General features: G+C 61.0%; 23 protein-coding genes. 21 read left to right on the plus strand and 2 right to left on the minus strand.

Features of this window, described 5'->3' with window-relative positions; all coding sequences use genetic code 11:
- Nucleotides 1-5 precede the first annotated feature (5 nt).
- The 15 genes from AC1RTP_RS02420 (at nt 6) to AC1RTP_RS02490 (ending at nt 12075) form a co-directional block, all read left to right on the plus strand.
- The gene (locus AC1RTP_RS02420) at nt 6-1355 is read left to right on the plus strand and encodes a hypothetical protein (protein WP_498604437.1); all 1350 of its coding nucleotides are present in this window, start codon (nt 6-8) and stop codon (nt 1353-1355) included.
- Between the two features lie 47 nt (nt 1356-1402).
- Nucleotides 1403-2623 (plus strand): SorA family sulfite dehydrogenase catalytic subunit, encoded by a 1221-nt coding sequence (gene sorA, locus AC1RTP_RS02425; protein WP_498604439.1) that lies wholly within the window; start codon nt 1403-1405, stop codon nt 2621-2623.
- A 10-nt stretch (nt 2624-2633) separates the two neighbouring features.
- On the plus strand, nt 2634-2945 hold the full coding sequence (gene sorB, locus AC1RTP_RS02430) for a SorB family sulfite dehydrogenase c-type cytochrome subunit (RefSeq protein ID WP_498604441.1): 312 nt from the start codon (nt 2634-2636) through the stop codon (nt 2943-2945).
- 62 nt (nt 2946-3007) lie between these two features.
- Nucleotides 3008-3769 carry a uracil-DNA glycosylase family protein gene (locus AC1RTP_RS02435; RefSeq protein ID WP_498604443.1) on the plus strand — a complete coding sequence of 254 codons (762 nt, stop codon included), beginning with the start codon at nt 3008-3010 and terminating at the stop codon, nt 3767-3769.
- A gap of 147 nt (nt 3770-3916) precedes the next feature.
- On the plus strand, nt 3917-4399 hold the full coding sequence (gene iscR, locus AC1RTP_RS02440) for a Fe-S cluster assembly transcriptional regulator IscR (protein WP_498604444.1): 483 nt from the start codon (nt 3917-3919) through the stop codon (nt 4397-4399).
- A 19-nt stretch (nt 4400-4418) separates the two neighbouring features.
- Complete coding sequence (locus AC1RTP_RS02445) at nt 4419-5675, plus strand: IscS subfamily cysteine desulfurase (RefSeq protein WP_498604445.1); 1257 nt, start codon at nt 4419-4421, stop codon at nt 5673-5675.
- A 24-nt stretch (nt 5676-5699) separates the two neighbouring features.
- Nucleotides 5700-6083, plus strand: coding sequence for a Fe-S cluster assembly scaffold IscU (gene iscU, locus AC1RTP_RS02450; protein ID WP_028104361.1), 384 nt, complete (start codon nt 5700-5702; stop codon nt 6081-6083).
- A gap of 18 nt (nt 6084-6101) precedes the next feature.
- Entirely contained in the window at nt 6102-6425 is a 324-nt protein-coding gene (gene iscA / locus AC1RTP_RS02455; RefSeq protein WP_057245543.1) for an iron-sulfur cluster assembly protein IscA, read from the plus strand.
- A gap of 4 nt (nt 6426-6429) precedes the next feature.
- Nucleotides 6430-6945, plus strand: a complete 516-nt coding sequence (gene hscB / locus AC1RTP_RS02460) for a Fe-S protein assembly co-chaperone HscB (protein ID WP_498604448.1) — start codon at nt 6430-6432, stop codon at nt 6943-6945.
- Between the two features lie 19 nt (nt 6946-6964).
- The gene (gene hscA, locus AC1RTP_RS02465; protein ID WP_498604449.1) at nt 6965-8845 is read left to right on the plus strand and encodes a Fe-S protein assembly chaperone HscA; all 1881 of its coding nucleotides are present in this window, start codon (nt 6965-6967) and stop codon (nt 8843-8845) included.
- Between the two features lie 17 nt (nt 8846-8862).
- Nucleotides 8863-9204: an ISC system 2Fe-2S type ferredoxin gene (fdx, locus tag AC1RTP_RS02470; protein ID WP_055935517.1), complete on the plus strand. Its 342-nt coding sequence runs from the start codon at nt 8863-8865 to the stop codon at nt 9202-9204.
- Between the two features lie 16 nt (nt 9205-9220).
- Nucleotides 9221-9415 (plus strand): Fe-S cluster assembly protein IscX, encoded by a 195-nt coding sequence (iscX, locus tag AC1RTP_RS02475; protein ID WP_057259699.1) that lies wholly within the window; start codon nt 9221-9223, stop codon nt 9413-9415.
- Complete coding sequence (locus AC1RTP_RS02480) at nt 9402-10328, plus strand: class I SAM-dependent methyltransferase (protein WP_498604451.1); 927 nt, start codon at nt 9402-9404, stop codon at nt 10326-10328. The genes iscX and AC1RTP_RS02480 overlap by 14 nt, the downstream gene beginning before the upstream one ends.
- A 38-nt stretch (nt 10329-10366) precedes the next feature.
- Nucleotides 10367-11392 carry a low-specificity L-threonine aldolase gene (gene ltaE, locus AC1RTP_RS02485; RefSeq protein ID WP_498604888.1) on the plus strand — a complete coding sequence of 342 codons (1026 nt, stop codon included), beginning with the start codon at nt 10367-10369 and terminating at the stop codon, nt 11390-11392.
- Nucleotides 11392-12075: an RNA pseudouridine synthase gene (locus AC1RTP_RS02490; RefSeq protein WP_498604452.1), complete on the plus strand. Its 684-nt coding sequence runs from the start codon at nt 11392-11394 to the stop codon at nt 12073-12075. Before ltaE ends, AC1RTP_RS02490 begins: the two co-directional genes overlap by 1 nt.
- A 126-nt stretch (nt 12076-12201) precedes the next feature.
- Here the strand turns inward: AC1RTP_RS02490 and AC1RTP_RS02495 are convergent, their stop codons facing one another.
- The gene (locus AC1RTP_RS02495; RefSeq protein ID WP_498604453.1) at nt 12202-12429 is read right to left on the minus strand and encodes a DUF2798 domain-containing protein; all 228 of its coding nucleotides are present in this window, start codon (nt 12427-12429) and stop codon (nt 12202-12204) included.
- A 100-nt stretch (nt 12430-12529) separates the two neighbouring features.
- Here AC1RTP_RS02495 and AC1RTP_RS02500 point away from each other — a divergent pair, with 100 nt between their 5' ends.
- Genes AC1RTP_RS02500 through AC1RTP_RS02515 form a run of 4 tightly spaced genes read left to right on the plus strand, consistent with a single transcriptional unit; the run spans nt 12530 to nt 15511 of the window.
- Nucleotides 12530-13426, plus strand: a complete 897-nt coding sequence (locus AC1RTP_RS02500; protein WP_498604455.1) for a LysR family transcriptional regulator — start codon at nt 12530-12532, stop codon at nt 13424-13426.
- 59 nt (nt 13427-13485) lie between these two features.
- A complete protein-coding gene (locus tag AC1RTP_RS02505) occupies nt 13486-14163 on the plus strand; it encodes a T6SS effector amidase Tae4 family protein (RefSeq protein ID WP_498604456.1) in 678 nt (225 codons plus the stop codon).
- The gene (locus tag AC1RTP_RS02510; protein ID WP_498604458.1) at nt 14163-14804 is read left to right on the plus strand and encodes a WG repeat-containing protein; all 642 of its coding nucleotides are present in this window, start codon (nt 14163-14165) and stop codon (nt 14802-14804) included. The genes AC1RTP_RS02505 and AC1RTP_RS02510 overlap by 1 nt, the downstream gene beginning before the upstream one ends.
- 32 nt (nt 14805-14836) lie before the next feature.
- Nucleotides 14837-15511 (plus strand): PAAR domain-containing protein, encoded by a 675-nt coding sequence (locus AC1RTP_RS02515; protein ID WP_498604459.1) that lies wholly within the window; start codon nt 14837-14839, stop codon nt 15509-15511.
- On the opposite strand, the gene AC1RTP_RS02520 is transcribed toward AC1RTP_RS02515, so the two are convergent.
- Nucleotides 15498-16307, minus strand: coding sequence for an alpha/beta hydrolase (locus AC1RTP_RS02520; RefSeq protein ID WP_498604460.1), 810 nt, complete (start codon nt 16305-16307; stop codon nt 15498-15500). The two genes, AC1RTP_RS02515 and AC1RTP_RS02520, sit on opposite strands and share 14 nt — an antisense overlap.
- A 63-nt stretch (nt 16308-16370) precedes the next feature.
- Here AC1RTP_RS02520 and AC1RTP_RS02525 point away from each other — a divergent pair, with 63 nt between their 5' ends.
- Nucleotides 16371-16898, plus strand: a complete 528-nt coding sequence (locus tag AC1RTP_RS02525) for a DUF2975 domain-containing protein (RefSeq protein ID WP_498604461.1) — start codon at nt 16371-16373, stop codon at nt 16896-16898.
- Nucleotides 16898-17140 carry a helix-turn-helix domain-containing protein gene (locus AC1RTP_RS02530; protein ID WP_498604462.1) on the plus strand — a complete coding sequence of 81 codons (243 nt, stop codon included), beginning with the start codon at nt 16898-16900 and terminating at the stop codon, nt 17138-17140. Before AC1RTP_RS02525 ends, AC1RTP_RS02530 begins: the two co-directional genes overlap by 1 nt.

Below are 17140 nucleotides of genomic sequence, written 5' to 3' on the forward strand. Positions count from 1 at the left end.
TCGTAATGTTCCGCAATCTTGTGCGCTTGCTTGGTGCGTCTGTCCTGCTCGTCGGGCTGACACAGTCGCCGGCCCAGGGACAGGAAGCGCCGACACCGCGCGCCCGGCTTGCCCAGTTGCGGGAGTTTTCTTATTTGGCTAGCAACAGCACCCTTGCTGAATTGCGTAAGCTCAAACCCCAGCTGGCGCAATGGTCGCAGCGCGACCAGGCGGCTTACTACTCCTTACTAAGCAACGTGGTGTTTAGGACGGACCGTCCCACGGCGCTACAGGCGGCCGAGGCGGAAGAAATGATCGGCCACCAGCTCGACGACGATGCCATCATCGCCAACAGCCTGCTGGACCGCTCTTTCGTGTATTCCACGCAGGGCGAAAAGGAGACCGCGACCAGATACCTGGAGCAGGCGCGCCAGTTGGCCGACCAGACCAGCGACCTGGCGCTGCAGGCCAAGGCGATCCTCGCTGCTGGCCAGAATGAAATCCGCCAGGGGAATGGCCGCAAGGGCCTTGAATACATCGAGCGCGGCGTAGCCTTGGCCGACAAGTCGGGCCAGTCCATCACCCAGTTCATGGCCCTGCGTGCCAAGGCATATGCCCTGAACGGCCTGGCCGGCGGCAGCCAGGAAGCGCTGAAGTCCATCGATGTCCTGAAGGCCAAGGCCGCCACTATCCCGCTCGATGGGCCGGTCATTCGTGCCCGCTACGCGGAGTGGGAGATTGCCGAAGGCGCGGGCCAGATCGCGCGCGCCCGCGAGGCGCTGAACGACGTGGTGGCCTGGCTGCAAAAGCATCGTATGAGCGAGGATGTGCCGGAGCTGCAGGCCACCCTCGCGGACATGAGCCTGAAAAGCCAGGACTACAAGCAAGCGCTGGAGTTGAGCCGCGAGTCGAAGAAAGCGGCGCTGGCCTCGGGCAATACCGAGATCGCGGACATCTCGCAATTCAACGAAGGCATTGCCCTGATCTATCTGGGCCAGACCGATGCCGGGCGCCAAACCATCGAGTCGGTCAATATTGAAATGATCGACGCGGAAGCGCTGTCTGAATACGCTCGCGCCCTTGATTACGTGGGACTGAAAGAGCTGGCCTTGCAGGTCTACGCCAGCGCCACCCGCAAGTCGCTGGACGCCGGCACTGCCAAAACCCAGGCCGAAAAGAAAAACCGCGAAGACGAAGAACTCCTGCGCCAGAAGGATGAAGAAGCCAAGGAGCTGCGCAACCAGCAGAAATTACGGCGCGCCTGGACGGTCGCTGCTGTCTTGGCCGTCTTCGGCGTGCTCCTGGTGGCGTTCTTGTATCGCCAGTTGCGTGCCGCCCGCGTCAAGCTGAAGAAATTCGATTCCGCGACGGAATAGCATGTTAAATTTGCATCTCGGCACGCATCACACACCGGGAGGCAAGCATGAAAAGCATTCCAAGACGTGAGTTCCTGAAGCAGGCTGGCATGGCGGGCGTGGCGACCGCCCTCGGCGGCCCGGCGCTAACGGTGCTGGCAGGGCCGGGCAGGGTGGCGCTGCCCTTCGAGAACGGCGAGCGCGAACTGGTGGCCTTCCCGCAAAAACGGCCGATGATCGTGCTGACCAGCCGCCCACCGCAGCTGGAAACCCCCTTCAGCGTCTTCAGCGAAGGGGTGCTGACGCCGAACGACGCCTTCTTCGTGCGCTACCACTGGAGCGCCATTCCAACCGAGATCGATCCGCAAAGCTACCGCCTGAAAATCGGCGGCCACGTGAACACGCCGCTGGAACTCTCGCTGGCTGAACTCAAACAGCTCGCCGAGCCGATCGAAGTCGTCGCGGTTAACCAATGCTCGGGCAATAGCCGCGGCTACTTTGCCCCGCGCGCTAATGGCGGCCAACTGTCCAACGGCGCCATGGGCAATGCGCGCTGGACCGGCGTGCCGCTGAAAAAAGTCCTCGAGCGCGCCGGAGTCAAAGCGGGCGCGGTGCAGGTTTCCTTCAACGGACTCGATACGCCGCCCGCCGGCGACGGTCCGGACTTCGTCAAATCGCTCAATATCGACCACGCGCTGGACGGTGAGGTGATACTGGCCTGGCAGATGAACGGCGAAGACCTGCCGATGCTGAACGGCTACCCGCTGCGCCTGGTCGTGCCGGGCTATTACGGTACTTATTGGGTGAAGCACCTGTCCGACATCACGGTTCTCGACAAACCGTTCGACGGCTTCTGGGTCGCCACCGCCTACCGCATCGCCGACAACGCCTGCGCCTGCGTGGCGCCCGGCACGGCGCCGGCCAGGACGGTGCCGATCAACCGCTTCAACGTGCGCTCCTTTATCACCAGCCTGCAGGACGGCGCGCGGATCAAGGCCGGCAAGCCGGTTGTCGTGAAAGGCATCGCCTTCGATGGCGGCTACGGCATCACCGAAGTCGCGTTCTCCTCCGATGGCGGCAAAAGCTGGCAGGCCGCTACGCTGGGCAAGGACCTGGGCAAGTACTCCTTCCGCGAGTGGAGCGCATCCTTCAAGCCGGGTAAGGGCGAGCACGCGCTGATGGTGCGCGCCGTGAACCGCATCGGTCAAAGCCAGCCTTCAACCGCTTTGTGGAACGCCGCTGGCTATATGCGCAATGTCGTGGAAACCACCCGCGTGACGGCGGCTTGAGGGGATGCAAATGAAGACTTTCGCCATCGCGCTCCTGCTATGCGCCAGCGCAGCCCACGCCGCCGAAATCAAGCTGCCCGATGAAACCGCGGCCTACAAGCAAAGCACGCTGCCCGGCTACCAGCTCGTGCTGAACAACTGCCTGCTATGCCACTCGGCGCATTACGCCCAGATGCAGCCCACGTCCTCGCCGCGCGGCTACTGGGAAGCCACGGTGAAGAAAATGAAGAAGCCCTTCGGCGCCCAGTTCTCCGACGACGACATCCCGGCGATGGTGGACTACCTGACCAAAGTCTACGGCGCGGAAAAACCCAAGCCGTAGACCGTAGACCGTGGCCGCCGGCGGCGATACAATCTCGCCTTTGCCCATCGCCGACAGCCGCCATGACGATCCCCAACCCCATCCTGCAAGCGCTCGACCGCGCCCACCCTTCGTGGCAGCCGGTGCTGGAGCGCGGCTTGGAGGCGATCGTCGCCGCCAATCCTGCCTACCTGGCGGAACTCGCGGTCGACAACTACATGCCGACCGAGTTGCGTTTGTTCGCCGCCTTCCAGCAGCCGCTGGACCAGGTGCGCTACGTGCTGGTGGGCGAAGGGCCATATCCGCGTGCCGAGAGCGCCACCGGCGTCTGTTTTATGGACGGTGCTGTCAAAGGCCTGTGGTCGGACGAGGACGGCGGCGGCCTGTCCAAGCCGGTCAACAAAGCCACCTCGCTGCGCAACTTCATGAAAATGCTGCTGGTCGCCGATGGCCAGTTAGATGAATCGAATACCGCCGGCGAAGCGCTGGCAGCCTGCTCGACCCGCGCCAAGGCCGGCGCCGCGATCCTCACCCTGGCCGAAATGCAGGAGCGCCTGCATCGCCATGGCTTCCTGCTATTGAATGCTTCGCTTGTCTTCCGGCCGCACGTTGCCCCGGTGAAAGACGCAAAGGCTTGGCTGCCATTCTTCGAGACGGTGATGGAGGCGCTGGCCACACAGCAGCCTAAATTGATTCTCTGGGGAAAGATCGCGGAGCAGCTCAACAAGCTGCCAAGTGTTCAGGCGCTGCCGCAGATCGTGGCGGAGCATCCCTACAACCTGTCGTTTATTGCCAATAAGGAAATGCAGGCGCTGTTTGGCCCGATGGGATTGCTCAAGCCGTAAGTTTAGCGCGCGTTGCCCCTCGGACAGCTTGAGGCGCGTCCGGCAAGGTCTGCGCAAGTCTGTTATACTTGACTAAATCGTTCAAGTAATCAGGATTTGATTTGCGAGAACAGAACGATATTTTAACTGAGTTGAACCGAGGTTGTGATGCGACTGACTACCAAAGGCCGTTTTGCAGTGACTGCGATGATTGACCTGGCTATGCGCCAGGGCAAGGGTCCAGTGACGCTTTCCGGAATCAGCCAGCGTCAGGCTATCTCCCTGTCTTACCTGGAGCAATTGTTCGGTAAGCTGCGTCGCCACGAAATCGTGGAATCGATCCGCGGCCCTGGCGGCGGCTACAGCCTGGCCCGCAAGGCAGACAAGGTGACCGTCGCCGACATCATTATCGCTGTCGATGAACCGCTCGATGCAACCCAGTGCGGCGGCAAGGAAAATTGCCACGGCGCCGACCACGCGAATGGCGCCCGCTGCATGACCCACGAACTGTGGGCCACCCTGAATGAAAAGATGGTCGACTACCTGGATTCCGTATCGCTGCAGGACTTGGTGGACCAGCAAAAAGCCAAGGCCGCGGCAGAGCAGCCAGTACATGTGCACCGCAACAGCAACCAAGCAGCACTCGGTTAACCGAATTGGAGTTATTTAGATGAACGCCCCTGAAAAGAACATCGCCCCGGTAGAATTCAAGACCGCGCCGCATTTCCCGATTTACATGGACTACTCGGCGACCACGCCGATCGATCCACGCGTTGCGGACAAGATGATCCCTTACCTGCGCGAACAGTTCGGTAACCCTGCATCCCGCAGCCACATGTACGGCTGGACCGCGGAAGCTGCGGTGGAAGAAGCGCGCGGCCACGTGGCCGCCCTGGTCAACGCCGACCCGCGCGAAATCATCTGGACCTCCGGCGCCACCGAGTCGAACAACCTCGCCCTGAAAGGCGCGGCCAATTTCTACAAGTCCAAGGGCAAGCACATCATCACCGTGAAAACCGAGCACAAATCCGTGCTGGACACCGTGCGTGAACTGGAGCGCCAGGGCTTCGACGCCACCTACCTGGACACCCAGGACAACGGCCTGATCACCATCGAACAACTGGAAGCCGCCGTGCGTCCGGACACCATCCTGATCTCGGTCATGATGGTCAACAACGAAATCGGCGTGATCCAGCCGATCAAGGAAATCGCCGCCTTCTGCCGCAAAAAAGGCATCATTTTCCACTGCGACGCTGCGCAAGCGACCGGCAAAGTGGCGATTGACCTGCAAGACCTGAAGGTTGACCTGATGACCTTCACCGCCCACAAGACCTACGGCCCAAAAGGCGTTGGCGCCCTGTACGTATGCCGCAAGCCGCGCGTGCGTATCGAAGCGCAGATGCACGGTGGCGGCCATGAGCGCGGCCTGCGCTCCGGCACCCTGCCAACCCACCAGATCGTGGCAATGGGCGAAGCCTTCCGCCTGGCGAAAGTGGAAATGGATTCCGAAATCGCCCGCATCCGCGCACTGCGCGACCGCCTGGCGAACGGCCTGCAAGAAATCGAAGAAACCTACGTCAACGGCGACATGGACCACCGCGTGCCGCACAACCTGAACGTGAGCTTCAACTTCGTGGAAGGCGAGTCCCTGATCATGGCCGTGAAAGACCTGGCCGTATCGTCCGGTTCCGCCTGCACCTCGGCATCTCTGGAGCCATCCTACGTTCTGCGCGCCCTGGGCCGCAGCGACGAACTGGCGCACAGCTCGATCCGTTTCACCATCGGCCGCTTCACCACTGAAAAAGACGTCGACTTCGCCGTCGAACTGCTGAAAGGCAAAGTGGGCAAGCTGCGCGAACTGTCCCCGCTGTGGGAGATGTACAAGGATGGCATCGACATCTCGACCATCCAGTGGGCAGCGCACTAATTTTTAGAATTAAGGAGCATCAAAATGGCATACTCGGAAAAAGTCCTCGACCACTACGAAAACCCACGCAACGTCGGTTCCTTTGAAAAAGGCGACGAGACCGTCGGTACCGGCATGGTCGGCGCACCTGCTTGCGGCGACGTGATGAAGCTGCAGATCAAGGTCGGCGCGGACGGCAAGATCGAAGACGCGAAATTCAAGACCTACGGCTGCGGTTCGGCAATCGCCTCCAGCTCGCTGGTGACCGAATGGGTGAAGGGCAAGTCGCTGGACGAAGCGCTGGCCATCAAGAACACCCAGATCGCGGAAGAACTGGCGCTGCCGCCAGTGAAGATCCACTGCTCCATCCTGGCGGAAGACGCCATCAAAGCAGCTGTGAACGACTACAAGGCAAAACACGGCGCCTAATCAGCGTACGGAGGAAGTATGGCAATCACCCTGACCGAAAAAGCAGCCAAGCATATCAACCGCTACATCGAGCGTCGCGGCAAGGGCATTGGCCTGCGCTTTGGCGTACGCACGACCGGCTGCTCCGGTCTGGCCTACAAGCTGGAATACGTGGACGAAGTGACTGCGGAAGATTCCGTTTTCGAGTCGTTCGGCGTGAAGGTCTTCGTTGACCCGAAAAGCCTGCCGTACATCGACGGCACTGAGCTGGACTTCGCCCGCGAAGGCCTGAACGAAGGCTTCAAGTTCAACAACCCGAACGAGAAGGACGCATGCGGCTGCGGCGAAAGCTTCCGCATCTAACATCGTGCAGAACCACTTCGACCTTTTCCAGCTTCCCCAGCAGTTCGCCGTTGACGCGGCGGCCTTGGACTCCGCCTACCGCGAAGTCCAGAGCCGCGTCCATCCGGACAAATTCGTCAACGCCACCGATGCCGAAAAGCGCGTCGCCATGCAGTGGTCGACCCGCTCCAACGAGGCTTACCAGACCCTGAAGAATCCGCAAAAGCGCGCGCAATACCTATGCGAGCTGAATGGCGTCGATTTGAAGATGGAATCCAACACGGCCATGCCGATGGAATTCCTGATGCAGCAGATGGAATGGCGCGAAGAGCTGTCCGAAGCCCGCGCCGGCAAGGATGGCGATTTGCTCGACAAGCTGGATGGCCAGCTGCGCGCGGCGCGCAAGGGCCAGCTCACCGAGATCGAACAGCATTGCAACGCCGGTGACTATCACGCCGTCGCGCAGGGTGTGCGCGCGCTGATGTTCATCGAAAAGTTTGGCGAAGAAGTGCGCTTCGCTTACGACGCCATCGAGGCGTAAAAAAAGAATAGGTTTCACCATGGCTCTTTTGCAGATTTCCGAACCGGGCATGTCGACCGCCCCGCACCAGCATCGCCTGGCAGTGGGTATCGACCTCGGCACCACCAATTCGCTGGTAGCGACCGTCCGCAGCAGCATTCCAGAAGTGCTGAACGACGAAGACGGCCACCCGCTGCTGCCTTCCGTGGTGCGTTACCTGCCAAACGGCCATGCCAATATCGGCTACAAAGCCCAGGCGCATCAGACCACCGATCCAAAGAACACCATCGTGTCGGTCAAGCGCTTCATGGGCCGCGGCCTGAAGGACATCGCTTACGCTGAAAACCTGCCATACGACTTCGTCGATGCGCCCGGCATGGTGCAGCTGAAGACTGTCGCCGGCGTGAAGTCGCCGGTGGAAGTATCGGCGCAAATCCTGGCCACCCTGCGCCAGCAGGCGGAAGATTCGTTGGGCGACGACCTGGTCGGCGCCGTCATCACCGTTCCTGCCTACTTCGACGAAGCGCAGCGCCAGGCGACCAAGGATGCCGCGCAACTGGCCGGCATCAACGTGCTGCGCCTGCTGTCCGAACCGACTGCCGCGGCAATCGCCTACGGACTCGATAACGGCTCCGAAGGCATCTTCGCCGTGTACGACCTGGGCGGCGGCACCTTCGACATCTCGATCCTCAAGCTGTCCAAAGGCGTGTTTGAAGTGCTGTCCACCGGCGGCGACTCCGCGCTGGGCGGCGACGACTTCGACCACCGCCTGTTCTGCTGGGTGCACGAGCAGGAAAAACTGGCGCCTCTGTCCGACGAAGACACCGCGACCCTGATGGTGAAAGCGCGCGAAGCGAAAGAGCTGCTGTCGACCAAGTCCGAAGTGACCATCGACGCCATGCTGCGTTCGGGCGAAGAAGTCCACCAGCGCGTCACCCCTGAAACTTTCGCCGACATCACCAAGCACCTGGTCGCCAAGACCATGAACGCGGTGAAGAAGGCCCTGCGCGATGCCAACCTCGACGCCGACGACATCGACGGCGTGGTCATGGTCGGCGGCGCGACCCGCATGCCGCACGTGCAGCGCGCGGTAGGCGAGTATTTCCACACCATTCCGCACGCCAATATCGACCCGGACAAGGTCGTAGCGCTGGGCGCAGCGATCCAGGCCAACCTGCTGGCCGGTAACCGCGCCGCAGGCGACGACTGGCTGCTGCTGGACGTGATCCCGCTGTCGCTGGGTATCGAAACGATGGGCGGCCTGGTCGAAAAGATCATCCCGCGCAACTCCACCATCCCATGCGCCCGCGCGCAGGAATTCACCACCTTCAAGGATGGCCAGACCGCGCTGGCGGTGCACGTGCTGCAAGGCGAGCGCGAATTGGTGAGCGACTGCCGCTCCCTGGCGCGCTTCGAGCTGCGCGGCATTCCGCCAATGGCTGCCGGCGCCGCCCGTATCCGCATCACCTACCAGGTGGACGCCGACGGCCTGCTGTCCGTCTCCGCACGCGAACTGCGCTCCAACGTGGAAGCCTCGATTACCGTCAAGCCATCCTACGGCCTGGGCGACGACGACGTGGCGCGCATGCTGTCCGAATCGCACACCGAAGCGGAAGCCGACATGAAAGCCCGTGCCCTGCGCGAAGAGCAGGTGGAAGCCGAGCGCATCATGCTGGCGACGCAGTCCGCACTGGACGAAGACAGCGCCTTGCTGAACGACGAAGAGCGCGCCGCCATCAACGCCTTGATGGCGACCACCATGGACATGCTGGTGAAATCCGGCTCCGGTGAAGCCGATCACTACGCGGTGAAAGCCGCCTACGAAGCCCTGGCCCAGGGCACCGAAGAATTCGCATCGCGCCGCATGGACCGCAGCGTGCGCAGCGCACTGGCCGGCAAGACGCTGGACCAGGTTGTTTAATTGACCGAGGAATAGAAGTGCCACAAATCGTCATCCTGCCGCATGCAAAGCTGTGCCCTGAAGGCGCCGTGATCGAAACCGAAGCAGGGAAGTCCGTTTGCGACGTCCTGCTGGAAAACGACATCCACATCGAACACGCCTGCGAGAAGTCCTGCGCCTGCACTACTTGCCACGTGCTGGTACGTGAAGGCTTCAACTCGCTGAACGAAGCGACCGACACCGAAGAAGACCTGCTGGACAAAGCTTGGGGCCTGGAAGCCTGCTCGCGCCTTTCCTGCCAGTCCATCGTTGCCGAAGAAGACCTGGTCATCGAAATTCCGAAGTACACGATCAACCACGCCAGCGAAGGCGGCCACTGAGCCGAGGTGCACCATGCTGAAATGGAGTGATGTCACGGCGATTGCCGAAGCCCTGTACGACAAATTCCCGGAGGTCGACCCGACCACCGTGCGCTTTGTCGACCTGCACAACTGGATCGTCGACCTGGACGGCTTCGACGACGACCATAAGCGCGGCGGCGAAAAAGTGCTGGAAGCGATCCAGCAGGCGTGGATCGATGAAGCGCAATAAAGCTGCAGGCGGCGCCAAGTCGGCACCGGCGCCGCTGCCTACTACTGTCACCGACATCCCAGAAGTGAAGCCCGGCCAATCGGTCGCGCTGCTGCAGGAGCTGCACATCCTCACCCGCGACGGCAAGCTGAATCAAGACAGCCGCCGCAAGCTGAAACAGGTCTACCACCTCTACCAGTTCATCGAACCGCTGCTGAACGACGTCCGTTCGGCCAAAGGCTCGGTATCGCTGGTCGACCACGGGGCAGGGAAGTCCTACCTAGGCTTCATCATCTACGACCTGTTCTTCAAGGCCCTGGGCGACGACTCCCACATCTACGGCATCGAAACCCGCGAAGAGCTGGTGGCGCGTTCCGAAGAACTGGCGCGCAAATTCGGCTTCCCCGGCATGAGTTTCCTGCCGCTGTCCGTAGCCGAATCGACCACCTCCGATAAGCTGCCGGAGCAGATCGACATCGTGACCGCACTGCACGCCTGCAATACCGCAACCGACGACGCCATCGACTTCGCCCTGAAGAAAAAGGCCAAGCACATCGTACTGGTGCCATGCTGCCAGGCCGAAGTCGCCTCCGTGCTGCGCAAGAATAAAGGCTCCTCGCTGGGCAAGAACGTGCTCACCGAATTGTGGCGCCACCCGATTCACACGCGTGAATTCGGCAGCCAGATCACCAACGTGCTGCGCTGCCTGCAGCTGGAGTCGCACGGCTACCAGGTTACCGTCACCGAGCTCGTAGGCTGGGAGCACTCGATGAAGAATGAGCTGATCGTCGCCACGTACAAAAACCTGCCGCGCCGCAAACCAGCCGAGCGCCTCAAGGAAGTCCTGTCCACCATTGGCCTCGATGAAATGGGCGAGCGCTTCTACACCGGCGCCCCGGCCACGACGCCAGCCGACGCCGAGGTCGCGCCGTGAGCACCGGCTATCCCGCCGGCGCCGGCGCGAGCCCGCTGATGGCCGCCGACGGCGAACGCTGGATCGACCTGCGCAGCGACACCGTCACCCGCCCCAGCGCCGCAATGCGCGAAGCAATGTTCACCGCCCAGGTGGGCGACGACGTCTACGGCGACGACCCCACAGTCAATGCCTTGCAAGCCCACGCCGCAGAACTCTTTGGCTACGAAGCAGCCCTGTTCGCACCGAGCGGCACGCAGACCAACCTGATCGCCCTGCTGGCACACTGCGGCAGGGGAGACGAATACCTGGTCGGCCAGGACGCCCACACCTACAAATACGAAGGCGGCGGCGCCGCGGTCCTCGGCAGCATCCAACCGCAGCCGATCACCAACCAGCCAGACGGCAGCATCGCCCTGCAAGACATCGAAGCCGCCATCAAACCGCACGACTTCCACTACGCCCGCAGCAAGCTGCTCGCGCTGGAAAACACTATCGGCGGCAAAGTCCTGCCGCAGCAATACGTCGCACAAGCCACCAGCCTGGCGCACGCACGCGGCCTGGCCACGCACCTCGACGGCGCCCGCATCTGCAACGCCGCCGTCAAACAAGGTATCTCGCTGAAAGAGGCAGTGAAAGGCTTCGACAGCGTCTCCGTCTGCCTGAGCAAAGGCCTCGGCGCCCCAGTCGGCTCCGTCCTGTGCGGCAGCAGCGAATTGATCGAACAAGGCAAACGCTGGCGAAAAATGCTCGGCGGCGGCATGCGCCAGGCTGGCGTCATTGCAGCCGCAGGCCTGTACGCCCTGCAAAACAACGTCCTGCGCCTCGCCGAAGACCACGCCAACGCCGCCTGGCTCGCAGCTGAACTGACCAAGATCGGCGTGCTGCAAGTCAGCGTACCGCAAACGAACATCCTGTTCGTCACCATGCCACGCGACGCCTGCGAAGGCCTCAATGCCGCGCTGGCTGCAGAACGCATCCGCGTCTCGATGGCGCCGACCCTGCGCCTCGTGACCCACCTGGACGTATCGCGCGCCGACCTGGAACACGTCGCCGCCGTATTCGCCCACTACTTCAAGCAATAATGAATAACGAAGACAACACCATCCGCCTCGCCAAGCGCGTAGCGGACATGGTTCCATGCTCGCGCCGCGAAGCAGAAAACTACATCGAAGGCGCCTACGTCGCAGTCGATGGAGAACTCGTCGAAGAACCCGGCGCCCGCGTAACCCCCGGCCAGCAAGTCACGCTATCGCCCGACGCAACCCTGCTCGATATCGCCCCAGTCACCATCCTGCTGAACAAGCCCGCCAGCGCCGACGCACTGGCCTGCCTGTTGCCGGACGCACGCAGCAAAGACGCCCAGCGCATTCGCTTCCTCAAACGCCACCTGCGAAACCTGACCGCCTGCCTCGCGCTGGACAAACAAGCCAGCGGCCTGTTCGTGTTCACGCAAGACTTCCGCGTCGCCCGCAAACTGGTGGACGAAGGGGCAACCGTCGAACAGGAACTGATCGTCGACGTCGAGGGCACGATCGTCGACAACGGCCTGACCTTGCTCAACCAAGGCGCCGGAAAAGTCAGCTGGCAAAACGAACACCGCCTGCGATTCGCCGTCAAGCCACCCAAGCCAGCCCTAATCGTCAAACTCTGCGAGGACGTAGGCTTGAAAGCCACCGCCGTAAAACGCCAACGCATCGGCCGCATCTCCATGTCCGGCCTCCAGCCCGGCGAATGGCGCTACCTCCAAGGCTACGAACGCTTCTAATCCACGCCAACAGCCGAGCCCGTGTCCCACCATGGGGTCACACCCCAAGCGTGACACGGGCTCAACCATGACTGCAGTAGAGTTCGTGTCACAGTCGGGGTGTGACCCCAAGGTGTGACACGGGCTCTAGCGTAGGGCTGCGGCGAGGCGCTGGGTCAGGCGTTGGACCATCGGTGCGATGGTCATTACGGCGATAAAGGCGGCTGGCCATGCGGCCAGGAATGCGTGGCCCCAGCGCGTTACGTATTCGGGGTGGAGGCCAATGTTCAGCCAGGTGATCCAGCCGCTCATGATCACCGTCATCAGGAAAGACATGAGGAACGCAAAAATCATCCGGGTGCGCAGGTCAGGCATGGTCTTCTCCAGCTAAAGTTGTTCAATGGCTAAAGCGTAGTCAATTCCGTTGGAGTAGACTAGAGTTGAAATTTCAATCTCTAATTCCAAAAATGGAATCATGCTTGACGACCTCGCCCTGTTTGTCGCCATTGTCGAAGCGGGCAGCCTGAATGCTGCCGCCGAGAAGGAAGGCCTCCCCACCGCCACCGTGACACGCCGACTGCAAAAGCTGGAGGCTTCGCTCGGCTATCGGCTTCTTCACCGCAGCGCGCGCCGTACACAGCCCACGGCGGAAGGCATGCAGTATTACGAGCAATGCCGTCCCTTGGTGCAAGCCTTGCGCCAGGCGACCATGCGGCTGGATGCCACGCTGGGCGCAATCGAAGGCACCATCCGCGTGCTGGCCCCCGTCAACTTCGCCAGCGATATCCTGGCCCCGGCATGGGCTGGCTTCCTCGAGAAGTACCCTAAGGTAAAGCTGGAGCTCGAACTGTCCAACGAGGTGCAGGACCTGGTCGGCAGTGGCGCCGACCTGGCGATCCGCATCGGCGCTATGCCCGATTCCACGCTAACGCAGCGTAAGCTAGGCAACGTGCGCTTGGTGCTGGCGGCGTCGCCATCCTACCTCGCGCAAAACGGCACGCCTCGCACTGCGGCGGAACTGGAAGGCCACTCTACGCTTGCCACCTTGCCCCTGCGCGAGTGGCGTCTGCAAAACCCGATCACCGGCGCCCAGATCGTGCTGCACCCCGACCCGCGCCTGCGCATTAACGAGGTCCGCCTGGCAGTCATCATGGCGGAGGCTGGCCTTGGCATCGTTCTGGCCCCCGAACTGCAATGCCACGCCAGCCTCGAATCCGGCGTGCTGGTTCGGCTGCTGCCGGATTGGATGCCGCCGACGCCCCGCAGCGTCTATGCCGTTTGGTCGCAGCAGCGCTACCTTCCTGCCCGCGTACGGGCTTTGCTCGAACATCTCGCCGACTACACGGCCCACCATCCCTTGCTCCAATCGTGACGCGCTCTTGTTGTTAAAAATGCTAGGATTGCCGCCAGTAATCTTTCTTGGAGTTATCTTTGGCAATCACAGCGTCCGTCGGCAATGCTTCGGCGACCATTCATGCGCGTCGTCCTTCCTGGGACGATATGGTGAAACATTACCCAGCGGTGTCGGTATCAATTGATCAGCTGTACAACAGTATGATCCGCGGTAAGTTTGTGGGCGAGGATAAAAACCCGACATATGAGAATACCTGTGCGACGCGTATGTCCTATGCCTTAAACCGTTGCGGCATAAGACTCGGCGTGACCGCTGATCGGGGCGGTACGGTGGTAGGGGGCGATGGGTTCAATTATTGGATTCGGGTACAGGACGTGAAAGCAGAGCTGATGGCTCGCTTTAAGGGCTTCGATGAAGAGCTGGTGCTCAATGCTATTCCGAACAATCTGGTCGACGACGAAGAAGGCCGGAAAAAAATCTTCCGTGATCGCGTCGCGACTGCGCAGCAATTCCTTGATACGCGAGTAGCCGGAAAACGTGGAATTGTCGTGTTCGAGACTCGCGGGTATGGCGATGCCACGGGACACTTCACCTTGTGGGATGGCGTCAATCAGAAGTTGGCATATGCGCCCCACAATGATTCGCCAGAAGACCGCTTTTACTATTTCTGGTTTGCAGACATACGTGAAGACCCAAAAACCGGCAGACGATTCTTTGTGCAAACGGTCAAGGTCAAATTTTGGGAGTTGAAGTGATGCGCAAACTGTTTCTTGCCTTGGGGCTCTTTGTGGCTAGCGGCTATGCAGCCGCGGCCGCACCCAAATGCCCTTCAACGCAATCGAATGATCAATGGTCGGCGGAATGCTTCGAAATCACCGGTGGCAAGCGCCGCGTGAAGCCGCCGTACCGCAAGAACATTGTGCCTAATAAGTTCGGCAAAGCCGTGATCGTCGTTGAGGGGCCATTCGAGGTGTTGGCGGTTGATCGTCAGGGTCTTGTCGTGGTACCAGGCATCCGTTCCAGCGGAGACTTTGATTATCCTACGGCGGAAGCTGGCATTGGCCGGTTTTCTTCTGGTGGCAAATGTGGTTACTTCCGCACAGCTTCCTTTGAGGTGATCGTACCGCCCACCTACGAAGAGTGCCTGCCTTTTCACGAAGGCACTGCGCTTGCGTGCCGCGATTGCACGCGCTATTGCACTGCAGGCTCATGCCAGGACAGCACCTTGGTGGGGGGGCAAGGCTTCGTATTCGATGGCAAAGGTCGGCTTCAGCGGCAATTCGCCTTGCCTGAGTTGGAAAATGCTTGTGGCCGGGTAGGCGTTGCGGAGGTGAGAAAGCTGGACGGTCCTACGCCTTTTCTGAAGTGTAATGCGGCGCCAGGACTCGAGTTATGAGCGCATACGGTTTACAAGGTAGAAGGTAGAAAATGGCAGGAGAAATCATTCGCCTCGGTGACTCGACGAGTCATGGCGGAAAAGTACTGGAAGGTTCGCAAACAAATATCTGCCATGGCAAGCCAATCGCGTTCATAGGTCATAAAGTGTCGTGCCCCAAATGCAGTGGCACTCCCACGATTGTGGAAGGCGTACAGACCTCCACGATTTATGGCAAAGGCGTGGCGCTCGCGGGCATGAAGACTTCATGCGGGGCCACGCTGATTGCGAGCCAGTTCACGGCGGTGATTGTGCCCGGCGGAGGCGGTGGTGGTAGTGGCGGCTCGGCCCCTGTTGGGGCATCATCGCAGCAGCCAGCGGCAGCTAAGCCTGCAGCCGCTGCAGCGTCAGCGGCTGCAGGTGCTGCGGCTGCAGTCGGCGACCAAGCCAACGGCAGCGGCGAGAAGTCCATCAAACGAATCTGGTGGAGTTACGGCGAGGAGGAAACGCCGGTTGAAACTTTCTCGCGCCACTACGTCGACCTGAACATCCACGTCGAGACGGAGAATTACGCCAGTGGTGAATCCGTCCCGGTCTCGATCCTCAATGACGACGGCAGCGAGTTCGCCGACGGCATTCCGGAACTGGCGCTGACAGTGAAGCTCGGCCCTGACGGCGCCGGCAAGGCGCTGAACGTCTTCGCCGGCAAGACCATCAACCTTCGATAAACGGACATAAGGTTGCAGAAGTCGCAGGATTCGACAGCACATTATTGTGGCCTGCATCCGGCAGGATCAAGATCCGTTTGCGTTCGACAGGCGCCGCATCGAACACGCGCTGCGACATGGCCGCAGGCGTGGTCTTGTCCTCGCCGCCGGCCAGCACCAGCAGCGGCGACTTGATGCTGCCCGCAACCTTCAGGTTATCGATGGCAGCCAGCGCATCATCCACCTTGAAGGTGATGAAGGGCTTGAAGTACCAGGGCAGCGAGTGGTTGGCCCAATCCAGCGCCGTGGTAGCCGTGGTTTCAAGCACCACCGCCCGGACGGGCCGCTCCTGTGCCACGCCTGCGGCGACAAAGCTGCCAAGCGATTGTCCATGCACGACTACGTTGCCGGGAAAGCGTGCATCGATCAAATCGTAAATCGCCAAGCCATCGCCCGTCATGTTCGCGACGGTCGGCATGCCGCTGCTGCGCCCATAACCACGGTAATCGAAGATGGCGACATTCGCCTTGCAGCCTTCCAGTGCGGTTACTACGTGCTTGCCGCTTTCGTCGAGGTGGAAGGCATTGCCACCGAAGTAGAGCAGGGTGCGCTGGGCGCCATTACGCGTGACCAGCACGCCATGCAGCACCGCGCCGTCGGGGCGCGCGACTTCAAGCGGCGTGCCGTTCTCAAAAACCTGCTCGGGCAAAGGATTAGCCTTGGTCACCGCATCCGGCCGGATGATCATGGATTCCCGGATTTCGACGGTCTTGCAACCGCCAAGGGCAAGCAGCAACAGCAGGGCAATTCTACGCATGGAAAGCTCCGTTTTTAATGATATGATAACTATATTACATTAAAATCTTATCGTAAAACAATAATGAAATGGATTCCTATCCTTCGGCTGGCGCTGCTGGCCTTTGTCCTGGTGCAGGCGATTTACTTCGTGATGGCCTGGCTGGTGCCGCAAGGTGCGGCAATCGCCGGCGTGCATATGGTGATGACGCCGAAATGGCTGGAGCCTGATGCCGTAGCCGTGCTGGCGGCCGGCCCGCTGGCGGTGGCCATGCTCGTCAACGCGCCGGTAGTGCTGTTGACCGCTTACGCGGCGTGGCGCCTGAACGCCTTGCTGCGCGCGCTGCAACAAGGCGCACTGTTCGCAGCAGCGACTATCGGCCACCTGCGTGCCTTCGCGGGCGCCGCGCTGGGCGCAATGGCGTGGTCGGTGCTCGACACGCTGTTGCGCGGCCTTGCCTGGCGCGCATTTTTCGGCATCGAAGGACACGTCAAGATCGGCGTCTCATCGGAAGAACTGCTGGCAATGCTGGTTTGCCTGTTGTTCTTCCTGATCGCAGGCCTCATGCACGAAGGCCGCCGCCTGGCTGAAGAAAACGAGGGCTTCGTCTGATGGCCATCGTGATCCATCTCGACGTCATGCTGGCCAGGCGCAAAATCAAATCGCGCGAACTGGCCGCCTATGTCGGCATCACCGAGCAGAATCTCAGCCTGCTCAAATCCGGCAAGGTGAAAGGCATCCGTTTCGGTACGCTGGAGAGGATTTGCGAAAAGCTGCAATGCCAGCCTGGCGACATCATCGAATGGACGCCGGAACCTGGCGGAACTGCCATTGAGAACGAAGGCTTGCTATGA

This window comes from Pseudoduganella sp. GW821-FHT11H04 (genome assembly GCF_058807935.1).

What these genes read in the sequence shown, in the direction of transcription:
- AC1RTP_RS02420 (WP_498604437.1), top strand. Translation starts at nt 6, where the DNA reads ATGTTCCGCAATCTTGTGCGCTTGCTTGGTGCGTCTGTCCTGCTCGTC.
- sorA (WP_498604439.1), top strand. Translation starts at nt 1,403, where the DNA reads ATGAAAAGCATTCCAAGACGTGAGTTCCTGAAGCAGGCTGGCATGGCG.
- sorB (WP_498604441.1), top strand. Translation starts at nt 2,634, where the DNA reads ATGAAGACTTTCGCCATCGCGCTCCTGCTATGCGCCAGCGCAGCCCAC.
- AC1RTP_RS02435 (WP_498604443.1), top strand. Translation starts at nt 3,008, where the DNA reads ATGACGATCCCCAACCCCATCCTGCAAGCGCTCGACCGCGCCCACCCT.
- iscR (WP_498604444.1), top strand. Translation starts at nt 3,917, where the DNA reads ATGCGACTGACTACCAAAGGCCGTTTTGCAGTGACTGCGATGATTGAC.
- AC1RTP_RS02445 (WP_498604445.1), top strand. Translation starts at nt 4,419, where the DNA reads ATGAACGCCCCTGAAAAGAACATCGCCCCGGTAGAATTCAAGACCGCG.
- iscU (WP_028104361.1), top strand. Translation starts at nt 5,700, where the DNA reads ATGGCATACTCGGAAAAAGTCCTCGACCACTACGAAAACCCACGCAAC.
- iscA (WP_057245543.1), top strand. Translation starts at nt 6,102, where the DNA reads ATGGCAATCACCCTGACCGAAAAAGCAGCCAAGCATATCAACCGCTAC.
- hscA (WP_498604449.1), top strand. Translation starts at nt 6,965, where the DNA reads ATGGCTCTTTTGCAGATTTCCGAACCGGGCATGTCGACCGCCCCGCAC.
- AC1RTP_RS02480 (WP_498604451.1), top strand. Translation starts at nt 9,402, where the DNA reads ATGAAGCGCAATAAAGCTGCAGGCGGCGCCAAGTCGGCACCGGCGCCG.
- ltaE (WP_498604888.1), top strand. Translation starts at nt 10,367, where the DNA reads ATGGCCGCCGACGGCGAACGCTGGATCGACCTGCGCAGCGACACCGTC.
- AC1RTP_RS02490 (WP_498604452.1), top strand. Translation starts at nt 11,392, where the DNA reads ATGAATAACGAAGACAACACCATCCGCCTCGCCAAGCGCGTAGCGGAC.
- AC1RTP_RS02495 (WP_498604453.1), bottom strand. Translation starts at nt 12,429, where the DNA reads ATGCCTGACCTGCGCACCCGGATGATTTTTGCGTTCCTCATGTCTTTC.
- AC1RTP_RS02500 (WP_498604455.1), top strand. Translation starts at nt 12,530, where the DNA reads ATGCTTGACGACCTCGCCCTGTTTGTCGCCATTGTCGAAGCGGGCAGC.
- AC1RTP_RS02510 (WP_498604458.1), top strand. Translation starts at nt 14,163, where the DNA reads ATGCGCAAACTGTTTCTTGCCTTGGGGCTCTTTGTGGCTAGCGGCTAT.
- AC1RTP_RS02515 (WP_498604459.1), top strand. Translation starts at nt 14,837, where the DNA reads ATGGCAGGAGAAATCATTCGCCTCGGTGACTCGACGAGTCATGGCGGA.
- AC1RTP_RS02520 (WP_498604460.1), bottom strand. Translation starts at nt 16,307, where the DNA reads ATGCGTAGAATTGCCCTGCTGTTGCTGCTTGCCCTTGGCGGTTGCAAG.
- AC1RTP_RS02525 (WP_498604461.1), top strand. Translation starts at nt 16,371, where the DNA reads ATGAAATGGATTCCTATCCTTCGGCTGGCGCTGCTGGCCTTTGTCCTG.
- AC1RTP_RS02530 (WP_498604462.1), top strand. Translation starts at nt 16,898, where the DNA reads ATGGCCATCGTGATCCATCTCGACGTCATGCTGGCCAGGCGCAAAATC.